At 27.4% G+C, this 18,025-nt stretch carries 13 protein-coding genes; 12 read left to right on the top strand and 1 reads right to left on the bottom strand.

Annotated features, from left to right (window positions below):
* From NY022_RS04125 to NY022_RS04085, 9 genes are all read left to right on the top strand, one after another.
* Positions 1–1,385: BspA family leucine-rich repeat surface protein (locus NY022_RS04125; protein WP_267523757.1), on the top strand; the 1,385-nt coding region annotated here is incomplete at its 5' end.
* Positions 1,386–1,566: 181 nt separating this feature from the next.
* Positions 1,567–3,288 (top strand): BspA family leucine-rich repeat surface protein, encoded by a 1,722-nt coding sequence (locus NY022_RS04120; protein WP_267523756.1) that lies wholly within the window; start codon positions 1,567–1,569, stop codon positions 3,286–3,288.
* A 131-nt stretch (positions 3,289–3,419) separates the two neighbouring features.
* On the top strand, positions 3,420–5,105 hold the full coding sequence (locus tag NY022_RS04115) for a DUF262 domain-containing protein (protein ID WP_267523755.1): 1,686 nt from the start codon (positions 3,420–3,422) through the stop codon (positions 5,103–5,105).
* A gap of 2 nt (positions 5,106–5,107) precedes the next feature.
* The gene (locus tag NY022_RS04110) at positions 5,108–5,992 is read left to right on the top strand and encodes a helix-turn-helix transcriptional regulator (protein WP_214117943.1); all 885 of its coding nucleotides are present in this window, start codon (positions 5,108–5,110) and stop codon (positions 5,990–5,992) included.
* 47 nt (positions 5,993–6,039) lie between these two features.
* Complete coding sequence (locus tag NY022_RS04105; RefSeq protein WP_267523753.1) at positions 6,040–7,479, top strand: BspA family leucine-rich repeat surface protein; 1,440 nt, start codon at positions 6,040–6,042, stop codon at positions 7,477–7,479.
* A 9-nt stretch (positions 7,480–7,488) separates the two neighbouring features.
* Positions 7,489–7,995, top strand: a complete 507-nt coding sequence (locus tag NY022_RS04100) for a hypothetical protein (protein WP_267523751.1) — start codon at positions 7,489–7,491, stop codon at positions 7,993–7,995.
* A complete protein-coding gene (locus NY022_RS04095; RefSeq protein ID WP_267523749.1) occupies positions 7,988–9,976 on the top strand; it encodes a PD-(D/E)XK nuclease family protein in 1,989 nt (662 codons plus the stop codon). Before NY022_RS04100 ends, NY022_RS04095 begins: the two co-directional genes overlap by 8 nt.
* Positions 9,969–12,758: a UvrD-helicase domain-containing protein gene (locus NY022_RS04090; RefSeq protein ID WP_267523747.1), complete on the top strand. Its 2,790-nt coding sequence runs from the start codon at positions 9,969–9,971 to the stop codon at positions 12,756–12,758. The genes NY022_RS04095 and NY022_RS04090 overlap by 8 nt, the downstream gene beginning before the upstream one ends.
* 55 nt (positions 12,759–12,813) lie before the next feature.
* Positions 12,814–13,584 (top strand): hypothetical protein, encoded by a 771-nt coding sequence (locus tag NY022_RS04085; protein WP_267523744.1) that lies wholly within the window; start codon positions 12,814–12,816, stop codon positions 13,582–13,584.
* Between the two features lie 90 nt (positions 13,585–13,674).
* Here NY022_RS04085 and NY022_RS04080 read toward each other — a convergent pair whose 3' ends face one another.
* Complete coding sequence (locus NY022_RS04080; protein WP_214120188.1) at positions 13,675–15,318, bottom strand: anaerobic C4-dicarboxylate transporter; 1,644 nt, start codon at positions 15,316–15,318, stop codon at positions 13,675–13,677.
* A 206-nt stretch (positions 15,319–15,524) separates the two neighbouring features.
* On the opposite strand from NY022_RS04080, the gene hypB reads away from it, so the two are divergent.
* Genes hypB through hypD form a run of 3 tightly spaced genes read left to right on the top strand, consistent with a single transcriptional unit; the run spans position 15,525 to position 17,507 of the window.
* Positions 15,525–16,169 carry a hydrogenase nickel incorporation protein HypB gene (gene hypB, locus NY022_RS04075; RefSeq protein ID WP_214117951.1) on the top strand — a complete coding sequence of 215 codons (645 nt, stop codon included), beginning with the start codon at positions 15,525–15,527 and terminating at the stop codon, positions 16,167–16,169.
* A gap of 1 nt (position 16,170) precedes the next feature.
* The gene (locus tag NY022_RS04070; RefSeq protein ID WP_214117952.1) at positions 16,171–16,425 is read left to right on the top strand and encodes a HypC/HybG/HupF family hydrogenase formation chaperone; all 255 of its coding nucleotides are present in this window, start codon (positions 16,171–16,173) and stop codon (positions 16,423–16,425) included.
* Positions 16,422–17,507 (top strand): hydrogenase formation protein HypD, encoded by a 1,086-nt coding sequence (gene hypD, locus NY022_RS04065; protein ID WP_267523741.1) that lies wholly within the window; start codon positions 16,422–16,424, stop codon positions 17,505–17,507. The genes NY022_RS04070 and hypD overlap by 4 nt, the downstream gene beginning before the upstream one ends.
* Positions 17,508–18,025 lie beyond the last annotated feature (518 nt).

The following is an 18,025-nucleotide window of genomic DNA, read 5'->3' as shown; positions in this document are numbered from 1 at the left end:
ATACAAGTAATGTAACAGATATGCAATCTATGTTTAGTGGGTGTAAAAATTTCAATCAAGCTTTAAGTTTTGATACAAAAAATGTAGTAAATATGAATTATATGTTTGATGGTTGTGAAAATTTCAACCAAGCTTTAAATTTTGATACAAGTAATGTAACTGATATGTATGGTATGTTTTATGGTTGTGAAAATTTCAATCAACCTTTAAACTTTGATACAAGTAATGTAACAGATATGCAATCTATGTTTAGTGGGTGTAAAAATTTCAATCAAGCTTTAAGTTTTGATACAAAAAATGTAGTAAATATGAATTATATGTTTGATGGTTGTGAAAATTTCAATCAAGCTTTAAACTTTGATACAAGCAAAGTAACTGATATGAGTGAGATGTTTAGTTGGTGCGAAAGCTTCAATCAGCCTTTAGATTTTGATACAAGTAATGTAACTAATATGCGTTCTATGTTTAGTAGTTGTAATAACTTCAACCAGCCTTTAGATTTTGATACAAGTAATGTAACTAATATGCGTTCTATGTTTAGTAGTTGTAATAACTTCAACCAGCCTTTAAACTTTAATACAAGTAATGTAACTAATATGCGTTCTATGTTTAGTAGTTGTAATAACTTCAACCAGCCTTTAAACTTTAATACAAGTAATGTAACAGATATGCGTTCTATGTTTAGTAGTTGTAATAACTTCAACCAGCCTTTAGATTTTGATATATCAAAAGTAGTTGATATACAAGGTATGTTTAATGGATGTGAGTCATTTGATTTTATTAAAATGATTAAAAATGAAGATTTGATGATAAAAATAGCTTATGAGATAAATGTAGCAAGAGAATATATGCTAAATAATAATTTGATAAAAAAGGTAGCAAACAAATACCAACCAGCTAATAAATATGAATTAAAAGTTCTAGTTTATACAGATGGAATTAGCCTAAGCGATATTGATACTAGTTTAATCACTGATATGAGTGAGCTTTTTTATAAAAGTGATAGAAAAGACTTTAGTGGGATAAATGAATGGGATACTTCAAATGTAACTGATATGAGTTTTATGTTTTATAATTGTTTTAATTTCAATCAAGCTTTAAGTTTTAATACAAGCAATGTAACTGATATGAGCGATATGTTTTATGATTGTTTTAATTTCAATCAGCCTTTAAACTTTAATACATCAAATGTAACTGATATGAGTAAGATGTTTGGTTGGTGCGAAAGCTTCAATCAGCCTTTAAACTTTGATACTAAAAATGTGTACGATATGAATTATATGTTTAATAACTGCTCTAGCTTAACGCATAAACCTAATTTTGATATGAGTAATGTAAAAGAGAAAGAGGGTATGTTTAAAGGTTGCGATAAACTAGAAAAATAAACTTAAATTTCGTTTGTTTGAGTATTTTCTAGTATTTAAAACAAACGAAATTCCTATTTTAAATTCCTTTTTTTAATTTTCATTATTTACTGATATTTTTCTAAAACTCACTTAAAAGACACAGTGTGTCTTTGCAAAATATTACAATCAATACAATTTATTTTATTATGAAAGGATTTTTATGAAACAATTAGCAAATGCTACCAAACAAGACTTAGATATTATTTCTAAAATAGAATTTAAAGATAATAAATATCATCCTATGAGTAAAGAAGAATTACAAGTATTGATTAAGTATGAAGATATAGCACTAGATACTATAAATACAAGTGCTATTACTGATATGAGTGAATTATTTCAAGATAGTAATAGAAAAGACTTTAGCGGGATAAATACTTGGGATACAAGCAATGTGTACGATATGAGTGAGATGTTTAGAGATTGCTTTAATTTTAATCAAGCTTTAAGCTTTGATACATCAAATGTAACTGATATGAGTGGTATGTTTTTTTCTTGCGAAAACTTTAATCAAACTTTAAATTTTGATACATCAAAAGTAACAAATATGCATGGAATGTTTTATAACTGCTTTAATTTTAATCAACTTATAAGCTTTAACACTAGTAAAGTAACTAATATGGGTAGTATGTTTGGATATTGTTCTAATTTCAATCAATCTTTAAATTTTGATACAAGCAATGTAACTGATATGAGCTGGATGTTTAGAGAGTGCAAAAACTTCAATCAGTCTTTAAACTTTAATGCTAGTAGTGTAATTGATATGAGTGCTATGTTTGCTGAGTGTTATAATTTCAATCAGCCTTTAAACTTTAATACTAGTAATGTAACTGATATGAGTGAGATGTTTTATAATTGTTTTAATTTTAACCAAACTTTGAGCTTTGATACAAGCAAAGTAACTAATATGAGCGAGATGTTTAGAGAATGTAAAAATTTCAACCAAGTTTTAAACTTTGATACAAGCAATGTAACAAATATGCGCTCTATGTTTAGTTGTTGTTCTAATTTCAACCAAGTTTTAAATTTTGATACATCAAAAGTAACTAATATGAGCGAGATGTTTAGAGAATGTAAAAATTTCAACCAAGTTTTAAATTTTGATACATCAAAAGTAACTAATATGAGCGAGATGTTTAGAGAATGTAAAAATTTCAACCAAGTTTTAAATTTTGATACATCAAAAGTAACTAATATGAATGATATGTTTAGTCGGTGTAGAGATTTCAACAAACCTTTAAGTTTTGATACAAGTAATGTAACTGATATGAGCTGGATGTTTAGTGACTGCGAAAGCTTCAACCAACCTTTAAGTTTTGATACAAGTAATGTAACTGATATGAGTTATATGTTTGAGAATTGTTATAATTTCAATCAATCTTTAAATTTTGATACATCAAATGTAACTGATATGAGTGGTATGTTTGGTGGTTGTGAAAATTTCAATCAGCCTTTAGATTTTGATACAAAAAATGTAGTAAATATGAGTTATATGTTTGATAGTTGTTTTAATTTTAACCAAGCTTTAAACTTTGATACAAGCAATGTAACAGATATGCAAGGTATGTTTGATGGTTGTGAAAATTTCAATCAGCCTTTAAACTTTGATACAAGCAATGTAGCCAATATGCGTTTTATGTTTAGAGAGTGTAAAAACTTCAATCAGCCTTTAGATTTTGATACAAGCAATGTAGCCAATATGCGCTTGATGTTTGATGGTTGTGAAAATTTCAATCAACCTTTAAACTTTGATACCAAAAATGTAGCCGATATGAGCTCTATGTTTTATGATTGCTCTAGCTTAACGCATAAACCTAATTTTGATATGAGTAATGTAAAAGAGCAAGAAGATATGTTTGAAGGTTGCGATAAGCTAGGCAAATAATCACTAAATTTCGTTTGTTTGAGTATTTTCTAGTATTTCAAACAAACGAAATTCCTATTTTAAATTCTTTTTAACTTAAAGAAATTAAAATAAGAATCTGACAATCAAACAAAAATTTATAAGGATAAAAGATGACAATTGCAAATTTAATCAAAAATATTAAAAATAAATCATATCTACTACCTGATATACAGCGTGATTATGTATGGAAAGAAGAGCAGATTATAAACCTATTTGATTCTATTATGCAAGATTATCCTTTGGGTATGATTTTATTGTGGGAATTAGATGGAGATGTACAAGGTTTTTATACATTTTTAGAAAGCACAAACGACAAGAAAAAACAATACGATGGTGGTTCAACCGACCTAAAAGCTGTTTTAGATGGACAGCAAAGGCTTACTTCTTTATATCTTGCTACTTATGGTGATTACAATGGCAAAAAGCTTTATTTTAACGCCAGTTATAAAGATGAAGAAAGCGAAGAAAATGTTTATGAGTTTGATTTTAAATCAAAAGAAGAGTTAGGCAAATACACCATCCTAAAAGATGGTAATCATAATGATTTTGCTTTTGTATATAAAGATGATTGTGATAATGTTTGGGTAAAAGTAAGTTATATGTTAGATATTAGTGAAAATGAGCTAGAGAAATTAGGTGAAGAGTTAAATTTAAAAAATAAAGAATATAAAAATTGTGATAGATTAAGAGATAGATTTGCAAAAAAAGATATACCCGAACACACTATCACAAAAGACAATTCAAATAAAGCTTTAGATATTTTTGTGAGAGTAAATAGTGGTGGTAGAAAGCTAGAAAAATCCGATTTACTTTTTTCTTTACTTATTAGTGAAACTCAAAATCTAAAATCAAAGATAGAAGAGCTTTTAAGCGATATCAATGATGAGTACAAAAACAAGTCAAGTAGCTTAAATTCTTTAGACAAAGATGTATTTTTAAGGACTTGTTTGTGTATTTTTGCAAATTCAGTTAAATATGACTTAAAGACATTTAGAGAGACTGATATTATAGAACAGATTGAAAATAATTTTAAAAGTATTGAGAATTCTTTAAAATCAAGTGTTAAATTTTTAGATAGATATTGTGGTTATGGGGATTTAAAAGGCTTATCTTTTTATCCTATAGTTTTGGTTGCTTTTGTCATGTATCATCAAAAAAATATGGATAAATTAATAGACTCAAGTGAGCCAAGTTATGCAAAATTAAGAGAAGATTTGATTAGTTTCATTCAAATAAGTATTATTGTAGGGACTTATAGTGGTAGTTCAGATACTACTTTAGGGCAAATTAGAGATGTTATTAAAAACGATAATTACACTATAAGTATAGATAATATAAATAGTGTTTTAAGTGACAATAAAAAAGCGATTTTAAGGGATAGTAAAATAGATGACATTTTAGACAAATATCAATACACAGTCCAAAGTCATAAAAATCAAATGTTTTATATATTAAGCTTGTTAAATCCACAGATAGACATCACAGCCGCACAATACGATATAGACCATATTTATCCTAAGTCTATATCTAAAAACAATTCTGAGCTTAAAAAACTAATAAATTCTTTAGGTAATACCCAGTTGTTGTTTTTTAGAGACAATAGAAAAAAATCAGATGAATGTCCTTTAGAATGGATGAAAAAGCTAAAAGAATATGAAAAAAATAAAATAATTAAAGGAAATTTAATAACAGAAAATAAGCTTGTTTCTAAAGATGATATCGAAGGTATCAAAGAATTTATAGAAGATAGAAAAAAAGAGTTAAAAAAGAAGTTAAAAGAAAGGTTTAAAGCCTAAGCATGAGAACACCAAGCGTAGGAGATTTTTTGGTAGTTAGGGTTATGCAAATCCTAATTAGACTTTATAATAAAGAGCATTTAAGTAAAGCAGAACTAGCACTTGAATACGGAGTAAGTGAGCGAACAATTCAGCGTGATATTATGCAAAGGCTTGAGAGTTTGCCTATCGCTAAAGATGAGCTTGGAAGGTATTATTTAAAAGATACAAATTTACTTAAAACTTCAAAAGATGATTTAAATAAACTCGCAGCACTTTTTGGCTTAAGCTCATTTCCTACTAAACTTAGTGATGATTTTATAAATATGCTTTTAAGCTCACCCATAAGTCCTTTAAAATCTCAAAATTATGAAGCAGTTTGCAACCTTGATAGTTTTGAAATCCTTAGCAAAGCCATAATGGAGCAAAAAATCATAAAAGCTATTCACAACGAAAAAGCTAGAGTTTTAAAGCCATATAAACTCATAAATCATCTAGGCGTTTGGTATTTACTAGCTACTTATAATGATGAAATTAGAACATTTACAATGTATAAGCTAAAGGCTATAGTAGTAACTAATGAAAAGTTTATCCCAGATGAAAATGTTTTAAAAAACATAAAAGAACAAAAGCATTTTTTTGCTACTAGCTTAGAAGAAAAAGAAGTTGTTTTAGAAGTAAATGGCTTTGCTAGAGAGTATTTTTTGTATAGAAAAATACTAGCAAATCAAGAAATCATCTCAAAAGACAAAGATAAGTTAATCCTAAGCACAAAAATATCTTTAGATGAAGAATTGCTTAGCACTATATGGCAATTTATCCCTTATGTAAAAATACTAGCCCCAAAAGAACTAGCTCTTAAAAACGAAAATACCATAAAAGAATATTTATGGTATTTAAAGACTTAGGATGTCTAGCTGATGTGGTAAAATCTTTTTTGTTTTAAGGAGATTTTATGAAAACAGCTAGAAAAAAATTAAGAAAAAACTATGCAAAAACCATAGCAAAAGGTTTTAAAATCCACACATATCAAAGGTGGAGCAAAAAAGAGCAAAAACAGATTGAGTATCTTAGTAAAAAAGATATATTTTTTATAAAAGATGATTATTCTTCTAAAAGAACCATAAAAGATAGCCAAAGAAGACTATATAAAAAGTTAGGCTCTAAAAGGCTTAGAAAAATTCAAAACCTTTACCCACACCATCCTAATATCTACGGACTTTTTAAACTAGTTCCTTGGGGACTTCTTCGTAAAAAAGAAAATAATTTTTCTTTAAATGCCGATAAATTAGATGAGATTTTGGCTATGTTTGATAGTGGTAGGGTGGATTTATCAAAGCTTGGTTTAGGATCTTGGAAAGATAGAGAAGTTATAAAAGATATAGAGTATAAATATGAGCAATTTATCCCTAAAAATATCTATGAGCTTTATGTTTTGCATACTAATGGTGCTATATATAGGGTTGATACAAGCAAGATTTGTAACACTATAGAATATAAAGATAATAAATATTATCCAAGCAATAATTATGAAGTGATGTCGCTATGTTTAAATGAAAGTATAAATTTAAAAGATATTGATATATCAAATACTACTAGCCTTGAATGTGCTTTTTTAAATAGCAAAAGGAGTGATTTTGGTGGGATAAATGAGTGGGATACTTCTCGTATCAAATCTATGCGAAGTATGTTTAGTGGGTGTGGTGATTTTAACGAAAAGCTTAGCTTTGATACAAGTAATGTAGAAGACTTTACATATATGTTTAGTGATTGTGGGAATTTCAATCAAGAAGTGAATTTTAATACCCAGAATGCAAAATATTTTGAAGGTATGTTTGATGGTTGCACTAAGTTTAATCAAAAAATCAATTTTGATTTTTCTAATGTAATTGCAACTTGCGATATGTTTAAAGACTGCGTTAGCTTTAATCAAGAAATAAATGCGAGTAATTCTAAAGAGCTTCTTGCAACCTGCTCTATGTTTAGTGGGTGCAAGAGTTTTGATAGTAAGGTGATGCTAGATACACATAAGGTGCATAATATGGCTGAGATGTTTAGAAACTGCGTTAAGTTTAATCAAAGGCTAGATTTTAATACTTGCTCGCTTGAAAATATTAGGGAGATGTTTAGGGATTGTATTAGTTTTAATCAAGAGTTTATTGTCAAAAACGATTGTTTATATAATGTGAAAAATACCTTTAATGGCTGTATAAATCTAGCAAAAAATATCCACTTTGTAAGAACTCTTGATTGTGAAGAAAAAGATATATCTTTAAAAGATTGTGTAAATTTATCTTTAATCACACCAAAAGTGCTTGAATACGAAGATACTTTTAAGGGTTGTGAAAAATTAAAAAATATAAGCATACAAACAAACGAAATTAAAGCAAACTAAGGAGTTTTTATGATAAAAGAACAGATAAAAGATTTAGATTATAAAGAATTTGGCTATAACACAAAGGCAAAATTTGATAAAAAGGTGCAAATATATTTAGAATGTAATAGCGATGAAGAGTTTTTAGATAGAGCTACTTGGGATGGTTGCACTAGCAATAGGTCGTTTTTGGTTTTAGCTTATGAGCTTTTAGGGATGAATATTGATGATAAATTAAATGAATACGATAAATTAAAAGATGAAATTCAAAGGCTAAGTGTTTGTTATTGCCACGCAATCACAGATTATAAAGTAACTAGTTGGAGTAATGCTTTAGGATATGGTTTAGAAACTAAAGTAAAGCTAAATAAAGATGATTTTATGTTTTTAGACACTAATGCAACTGAACAAAAGCTAAAAGCTCTAGCAAAAGAGCATTATAAAGAAAAAAACGGTATTATAAGAGGATGTGAGATAATAGAATATTATGCTAAAGTAGGCACAAATGCTTATTATATAAAGGTAGATTATGATTAAAAAAGATTTAGTGATAACTTATTCTTATGCTAAGGCAGAGTTTGTTAAAAGGCATTTAAAAGATTTTGGTTTAAATGCCTTTACTAAGTGTGTTACGCTTGAGAGTTTATACACTGATGAATTAGATGAATTTATGCTAACTTATATCATAAAGCAAGAATTAGGCGATGTAGAATGTAGTGATTTTATATACGCTTACAGGCAAGATTTAGATATAAAAGATGAATATAAAGATAGCTTTTTAAAGGTAAAAAAAGCCTGTGATGAGCTTAGAAAAAGATTTAATCTAAAGTGTGGATTTGCTGATGTCAGCGATTTTAACGATATTTATGTGGATGAGTTTTATGTGGATAATATATGTTTATATAACAACAAATTTGAAGAAGATTTTATAAACAATCTAAACGCAAAAGCCCTAAAAAAATTCCCTAAAAATAATCAAATCCCTAAAATCTACACCTACAAAGATAAAATCACAAGCATACACGAAGAAGTAAAACTAGCCTTAAGCCTAGCAAGAGAATTTATACAAAATAAGTTTAGCTTTAGGCTTGTTGCTACTTCTTTGAGTATTTATTCTAGATATTTTGAGCTTTATAAAACCATGGCAAAAATTGATGTGTATTCTTATCATAAAAGCATAGTAATTGATAATGACTTGCTAGAGCAAAAAACAAATGCTTATATGAAAAAATACGAAAAATATTTTTCTAATTTAAATAAAGATTTTATTAAAGAATACCTAAGCAAAAAGCTAAGCAAAGACTATCCAAAAAATGGCATAAGATTAGAAGAATTAAGCGAATTTATAGGTTCAAATGAGCTAAATGAAAGAGTTATTTTACTAGGACTAGATTTTGAAAATTTCCCTATTAATTCAAGCGATAATGTGTTTTTAAAAAAGGATATCTATAAATATAATTCTTATGAGTTTTCTAAAGCTGTTTATGAAAATCTAAAGCAAAATACAAAAGAATTATACCTACTAAGTACTGATTATCTAAACGCTAAAAGTGTAGCTAAGTCTATAATTTGTAAAGATGATTTTACTAAGGCCAAGTTTTTAAAAAAGCGTGTTTTAAAAGATTGTTTTGCTTTTAGTCCTAAAGTAGCTAAACCCGTGAAGCTAGAATGTAAAATGAGTGCTAGTAAATATAATACTCTAAGGCTTTGTCCTAAAAGATTTTTGTATGAAAGTGCTTTAGGGATAAAAAATGATGAATTAGAACAAAGCGATTTAGAGCCAAACGAAAAAGGCACTATAATGCATAGTTGTTTTGAGCATATTGTAAAAGGTTGGGGTGATAGTTTTAATAAACAAAACCTAGCAAAAAATAGCATTGATTTAGCATTTGATGATTTTTTAAAAAAAGAAAAAAATGGACTAAAAGAGCTAAATATTTATATGAAAATATATAAAAACAAGCTTTTAAAGGGTGTTAGCAACGATGATGAGCCTAGTGCGGTGGCTAAGTTTTTGAAATATTACGAAGATTATAGAAGTGAAAATAATATTAATGATACAAAAACTGAATTTGAGTTTTTCCTAGATAAAGATTTAAACCCTAGTGACGAGAATAATTATTATATAAAAGGCTTTATTGATAGACTTGACATAGGAGATGATTTTATAAATATCGTTGATTATAAAAGCAGTAAAAAGGACAAAATAGATGAAAAAAGAATGGAACAAATAAAGTCTTATGAAGATTTTCAACTAGGTTTATATTTGTTATACGCAAGTAAAAAATATCCAAATATGAAGTACTATAAAGCATCTTTACTCACATTTAACACAAAGAATTTGAAAACGGAATTTGCTTTTTTAGAATACAGCCAAGAGTATTTAAAGGGTTTAGAGCAAGAGATAAAAAAGCTTGATGAGTTTATACAAAAAGGCGAGTTTAAAGCTAAAGAAAACGATAATTGTAAATATTGTCCTATAAACAATATTTGCGATAAAGGAACAAATGATGAATAAATACAGCATACAAAAAAGCTTTACTATAAATGCAGGTGCAGGAACTGGCAAAACCTACACTCTTAGTAGAAGATATATAAATGCTATTTTAGGGTTTGATTTGTTTGCTAGTAGTGTAGATGATGAGTTTTTTTATACAGAACAAAATAGTAAAAATGTAGAAAATATCCTAACGCTAACTTATACAAATGCAGCGGCAAATGAGATGAAAAGCCGTATTTTTACACTAATGCAAGATATTTTAGATGATAGATTAAGTGGGATTGATAAGGCTAGATTTGAGAAGGTTAAGAATTCAAATTACATAAAACAAACCCTAAAAACAGCCATAAAAAATATACATAAAGTAAATATTTGCACTTTTCATTCTTTTGCTACAAAGCTTTTAAAAGAGCAAAATCCTTTTTTAAGCTTTGAGTTATTGGATGATGAGCTTAAAAATAAATGTTTTAATGAGCTTTATTTTGAGTTACTTAGTAACAATGAAAAATTAGTAAAAGAGCTGGACTTAAATACTTTAAATGAGTTTTGTAAGGCGTATATATTTGATGATAGGTTTAGACAAATTTGCAAAAATTTTAAGCTTGATGAAATTGAATATGAGTATTTAGAGCTTAAAAAAATTGATATAGACTATCTATACCAAAACATCGATATTTTAGGGGATAAAAAGGACTTGGCTTTAGGTGTATTAGACGGCGTAAGTGATGTAATACCACGAAAATCAGGCACAATGGAACAAAAAGAATATATAGAAAAACTAAAAGAATTTGTATGTTATAAAAGAGCTTTAAATGTCCAAGATGAGTTTGTTAAGCTTTTTGAAATTATGCTAAAACTAGCAAATGAGCTTAGGCAAAATTACGAGCAATTAGCTAAAAATGAGAAATTTATGGATTTTGATATGCTTATTAATAAATTCATAAAAGAAATTGATGAGCTAAAAGATATAAATTACATTATGTTTGATGAGTTTCAAGACACTAATGAAGAGCAATATAGCATAATAAATAAGCTAAATAATGTAAATATTTTTAGTGTTGGGGATATCAAACAATCAATCTATGCTTTTGCAGGAGCAAATGTAAATGTATATAAAAATGCCATAAAAGATTTAGAGCAAGTTTTTATGAATGATAATTATAGAAGTAGCAAAGAAATCTTAAATATAATAAATCAAATCACAAGAAAGCTTTTTTCACATTTAAAAGATACGGACTTAAACGCTAAAAATGATAATTTAAAAGGTGGAAGTATTAGTTATATTGTAGAAAATAGCGATGAAAGATATGAAAATACGGCGAAATTTTTAGTTCAAGTAGATGATATTTATAAACTAAACAAAGATGATAAAATAGCGGTGATGTTTGATACAAGAGCACAAATGAATAATCTAGCTAAAAAACTAGATGAATTTGGTGTGAAATATTGTGTTGATGATAATACTAAATTTTATGAAAGAACAGAAATAAATCATATTTTAAACCTTATTTTTGCACTATATAATATAAAAAATAAAAAAGAAGATGAAAAATACACAAACTATGAAAAACTAGCACTTTTTAATGATATTTTTAATCTAAACGATGATGATAGACTTAGGCTTATAAAATCTAATGATTTTAGTGTTTTTAGCGAGTTTAAAAGTTGGTTTGAAAGCTTGAGTTTATCAGAATTTTTAGTACATTTATACTACGAAAAAGGCTTTTATGATGTATTTAGCGATGAAAAATCAAGGGCTAATTTAGATGAGTTTTTAGATGAGATAATCAAGCTTGAGAGTAAAAAAAGCAAAGAAAACATAATAAAAGAGCTAAAAAAACGAAAACAAACTAGCACAAAATCCCAAGCAAAATTTGTAAATAATTATAAAATCAACCTATGTACAATTCATTCAACTAAAGGATTGGAGTATGAAATGGTCGTTTTGATGAATGTAAACAAGGCTTTAGGAGTGAATAATTCTTCTCTTAAAATTAGCGAGAATTATATAGGATTTAAAATAGGCGATGAGCCAAGTCTAAGCTATGAGCTAAGCAAAAATCAAGCTAAAAAGCAAGATATTGATGAAAATAAAAGACTATTGTATGTAGCGATAACTAGGGCTATTAAGCATATAGTTTTATCTTATACTTTATCAAAAACTAAGCCAAATGATAATTCTTTTTTAGCTATGCTTGATGAACTATATAAAGATGAAAGTATGATTTGCAAGGATTTAAAGGATTTAGGAGAAAAATTATTACTAGATGAAATTAGCCCTTGTAAGCAAACTAGCCCTAAGCAAGAAACAATAAAGCTAAATAAATTAAAAATAGATAAGCATATCACTACAGCCACAAATACAAATAGCGTTGAAAATCTTAATACAAAAATAGGAAGTTGCGTTCATAAAATGATAGAGAAATTTCACGAGCATTCTACAAATGAGATTTTGATGGGTTTTATAAATGAATGTGAACTTAGTGAATACAAAGATAAGATTATTGGTTTGTTTAATAATTATATCAATTCAAACCTTGCAAAAAAAGTGGCACAATCACCTAACAAACACTATGAATTAGAAATCAACACACCTGATAAAACAGGGATTTGTGATTTAATTTATTACGATAACGATTGTGGTGCTTATGTAATAGTAGATTTTAAAACAGGCAAAAAATCCCAAGAAAAAGAAAATGCCTATCAAAAACAGCTAGAATTTTATAAATTAATGATAGAAAATGAAGGATATAAAATAGCAAAAACTGAGATTTTTTGGTTAGAAAATAAAAATGATTAATAATAACTTAGCAAAATCAAGTGAACTTTTAAAAAAGCTAGGTGTTTAAGCTTTGATGCAAAATGAGGTATGGTATAAGGATAACAAAATGGATTTAAAAGGTTTTTTAGCAAAAGCTAATATGGTTTTTAAAAATACGCTTTTTTATCTAGCTTGGTTTTTGTTTTTTATACCATTTTATATAGGAGATTTTAGTTATATTCCTTGCTTTATATTTGCTTTTCTTTTTTCTAGGATTTATCTTTTACTATCTCAAGATGATTTGGATAGTAAGATAATCTTGCAAGATAAGTTTTATTTGCTTTTAAGACATATTTCGCTTTTTATATTGTGTGTTTGTCTTGCTAAGATTATTTATAATTTTTGTCTTTATGATAAAAGCGTTTATAAGAGCATTGATACTCTTAAAAATCTCGTGCTATTTGCGATATTTGGCTTTGTATATTTATATACTGCTAGAAAAAACTATAATGTTTATTTTAAAAAATACTTAGCTTTAACTTTGGCTATGCTTTGTGCTTGGTGGTATTATGATGATTTTTTAAAACAACCCAATGAGCTCATAACAAGGATTTTAAAATCAGACCTAAAGTGTAGTAACCTTGAAAGAGTTTGCCTTGTGCTTGATAAAAGTGTATTAGATGATATAAATAATGATATAAAAGGCAAAAGCTATGATGAGATACAAAAGACTTTAAGCCAGTTAGAATTTAAAATGAAAAATGAATATTTTTATTTTACTAAAATACTTTTGGGCAAAAGTGTTAGCATTAGGCTTGAATTAGAAGATGATAAGATAATTGAGATTATAGTTTCTAGGTTTTAAATTATAGTTTTATTGGAAAATAATATTTTAAATTCTAGTTAAATATTGGCAAAATTAAAATCTTAATTTTGCCCTAAAATAGGGCAAAATTTATAAATAACCATAAAAACTCGCAAGAAAATATCCAAAAATACTTGAAGTAATAACACCTATAAAACCAGGAATAATAAAACTATGATTTATTACAAATCTTCCTATACGAGTTGTTCCACTTCTATCAAATTGAATAGCTGCTAAATCACTTGGATATGTTGGCAAAATAAAATAGCCATAACAAGCTGGTGCGAATGCTAAAATAATTGCTGGATTAACTCCTATATTTAAAGCTAGTGGCACAAACGCTACAAGTGCGGCTGCTTGAGAATTTACTAATTTAGAAATTATTATTAAAACTATTGCGTAAGTCCAAGGATATTCGCTTAATATATTTCCTAAGCTATCTTTTATCATTTGAGTATGTGTTGCAACCATACTATCAGCCATCCAAGAGATTCCAAATACAGCCACAAGAGCAACCATTCCAGATTTAAATATCTCACTTTTTGAAATATTATTTGCATTAGTTTTTGTAAAGATTATTATTAATGAACCTGCCAAAAGCATAAAAATTTGAATTACTTCAACCATTCCTAAAGGTTTTGCTTGTTCTTTTTTATCGCTAAAAATAATTTTTGCATTTTCAAATTTTTCATTATTAATAATTACATAGTTATTTTCTTGTGTTATTTGTAGATTATTATCAATGCTAATTGCTTTTATATTTTCTTTCGTGCTTTTTACTTTACCATCTTTAATAGTTTTATTTAATTCATTATAAGTAATTATGAGATTTGAATTCTTAATAGGTATTTCTTTCATTGTTTTAGCATTATTATCTACGATTAAAATACTTGCTGAATCAACTTTTGTATTAAATGCAGGTCGTAGATTTGAAAAATATCCTAAAATAGCAACTAAGGCAATAGCGCCTAAAAATATCCACATTGATAACCAAGCACTATTAGGTAATTTTTCACCTATTAATGATTTGCACCCACCACCATAAACATATTTTTTAAATTCTTCATCTTTAATTTTTTCTTGAAATTCACTATCTTTATCTAAATCTTTACCCCTAAACCAGCTAAATATTCCAACGCAAAGCACTCCTAAATAAGTTGATGGTATTGTAATTTTAAGTAAGTCCAAATATCCATCAAATCCTGCTAAGTGATGATTACTATTAATAATAAATGCTGTTAGAGTTACTACAGCCACTGATACTGGGCTAGCAATTATTCCAAGTTGTGCTGAAACACTACTTGCTGCCATCGGTCTTTCAGGTCTAATATTGTTTTTAATGGCTATGTCATATACAATAGGTAAAATTGTATAAACAACATGCCCTGTGCCACAAAGAATTGTTAGGGTGCAAGTCGTAATTGGAGCTAAAATACTAATATATTTTGGATTTTTTCTAAGAATTTTTTCAGCTATTTGAAGCATTACATCAAGACCACCACTGGTTTGAAGTGTTGCGCTAGCCACAACAACTGCTAAAATAGTTAGCATAACATCAATTGCTGGTTTTCCTGGTTTTACACCAAAGCCAAAAATCATCACAATAAGCCCAACGCCACCTAACATTCCAAGAGTAATTCCACCTTTTTTTGAGCCATAAAATAGGCAAATACATACAATAGCTAGTTGTATAGCAAATTGTAAAGAATTAGGTAAATTCATAAGAATATCCATTTTTTATCCTTTAATTAAAAAAAATTGATAAATTTTATATTTAAAAGTTAAATATTTAAATTAATTTTAAAAATTAAGTTTTAATTAATTTAAATATTAGTATTAAATTTTTTACTTGGAATTTGGTCTATTATTTATAAAATGATTTTTGTTGCCATTGTAAATACTTTTACTTAGTAAAATGTGAAAAATTTAAGGAGTAGGTAATGAAAGTAATCATTGAAGCAAAAGCAAAAATTATGGCTGAAAACGAAAATCAAGCAAAAATCAATCAAGAGTTTTTTAAAAAATCTAATTTATATTGCCTTAATTTTATGAGCTCTCCTGGTAGTGGTAAAACCACTCTACTTGAGTATATTATAAAAAATAATTTATTAAAATTATGCGTAATTGAAGGGGATTTAGAGACTAATAAGGACGCTGATAGGATTATCAAAGCAGGTGCTAAAGCATATCAAATAAGCACAGGTCAAAGCTGCCATTTAGACGCAAAAATGATAGATTTAGCTCTAAAAAATCTTGATATTAGTAATTCAGAGTTTTGTGTAATAGAAAATATAGGCAACTTAGTATGCCCTGCATCATATAAATTGGGCGAGAATTTAAATGTTGTGCTTTTATCAAGTCCTGAAGGAAGTGATAAAGTAGCAAAATATCCTGTTATGTTTAAAAGAGCTGATGTGATAGTATTAACTAAAATGGATATAGCAAAATATTTTGATTTTAGCCTAGAAACTATCACACAAGAAGCAAAAAAATTAAATCCAAATGTAAAAATTTTTTGTGTAAGTAGCACTACAGGCGAAGGAATTGCCGAGCTTTGTGAATATTTTAAATCTTTAAGGAGTTAATATGTGTTTATCTATACCATCAAAAGTTTTAAGTGTTGATGAAAATAATTTTGCACAGGTTGATACTTTAGGCATTAAGCGTGGGGTTAGCCTTGATTTGATACCTGAGCAGGTTAATGTGGGAGATTTTGTATTAATTCATGTTGGTTTTGCTATGCAAAAAATTGATGAAGCAGCTGCTAAAGAAAGCTTAGAATTATATAAGCAAATTGCAGATGAGATAGGTAGCGAAGAGATTGAAAGTAGGTTTTTATGAATTACATAAAAGAATATAAAGACGCAAATATTATTAATAATTTAAAAAAACTAATTAATAATGTTAAGCTTGATAGGGTTTATAATGTAATGGAGATTTGTGGCGGGCACACACATTCGCTTATAAAATACTCAATCCCTTCACTTTTGCCTAATATTAACTTTATTCATGGGCCAGGTTGTCCTGTTTGTGTAATGCCAAAAAGTAGGCTTGATGAAGCTATTTTTTTAGCAAGTATGGAAGGTGCTATTTTTTGCACGCTTGCTGATTTGATTAAAGTTCCTGCTAGTAATACGAGTTTAGAAAAATTAAGAGCACAAGGCAAGGATATTAGAGCGCTTTATAGCCCACTAGAAGTATTAAAAATCGCAAATGAAAATAAAGATAAAAAGATTATATTTTTTGCAATAGGTTTTGAAACTACTACTCCTATGAGTGCGGTTTTGATTGAAAAAGTGCTTGAAATGGGACTTAAAAATGTATTTTTTCATATAAATCATGTAAGAGTTCCTGAGCCTGTTGAAGCCTTATTAAATGATAAAGATTGTAATATTGATGGCTTTTTAGCCCCATCACATGTAAGCGTGATAATAGGAGAAAACGCATATTTAAATATGGCTAATACTTATAAAAAACCATTTGCTATAAGTGGTTTTGAGCCTGTTGATTTAATGCACTCGCTATTAAATTTAAGCTTACAATTTAAGAATAAAACTCATAATGTTTATAATGAATATTCAAGATTAGTTAGTAAAAATGGTAATGAAAAAGCTAAAGAATTAATTGAAAAATACTTTAGGCGTGATGATTTTGAATTCCGTGGCTTAGGTGTTATTAGTAATGGCGGTTTGGAGCTAAAAGATGAATATGATTATATAAACGCAAAAAAAGTATTTGATATAAAAACAAATACAAAAGCAGAAAACAAAGCCTGTCTATGCCCTAAGATTTTAAAAGGACTTGCAAAGCCAACTGATTGCAAAGTTTTTGGTAATTTATGCACGCCTAATAATCCAATAGGAAGTTGTATGGTAAGTAGTGAAGGTGCTTGTGCTGCTTATTATAAATACAATAAGAGTTAAATTTATTAATATAAATTAAATGATTTATAAAATATTTTTATAAAAATAATTATATATTAAATAAAAATATAAAATTATTTATGAACTATATTTTTTGTAGCGATAAAATGAGAATAGCCGTGTTATAGCACGGCTTAAAACCTTTTTTTATCGGAGTTTCGTTATGTTTTCGCAACATAAAAAGAAAACTTGCTTGATATTATACATAAATTTAATAAAATTTGAAATAAAGTTAAAATTTTAATCATAGTTGTATGGCTTGTAATATCTTTTTTCATAAAATAATATAAATACACAGAAATACTCATAAAAATAAAAATCTATATTCAAACAAATTTACCTAGCTTAAAAACTTTTATTATTATTTCATAAATAAAAATTAAAGTATAAAAATTAAATCAAGTAAGTGTGTTTTTTTGTTTGATTACTTATAAGTTTATTATAATCTTATGCAAAAAATATATCAAAGGAGTAAAAATTAATTTATTTGTTTATGATAAATACGAGTATATTAATAA

It is taken from the genome of Campylobacter sp. MG1, assembly GCF_026616895.1.
Taxonomy (GTDB): Bacteria; Campylobacterota; Campylobacteria; order Campylobacterales; family Campylobacteraceae; genus Campylobacter_E.
The sequence above is the reverse complement of the archived record's forward strand: the minus strand, read 5'-3'. Positions and strand labels throughout refer to the sequence as shown.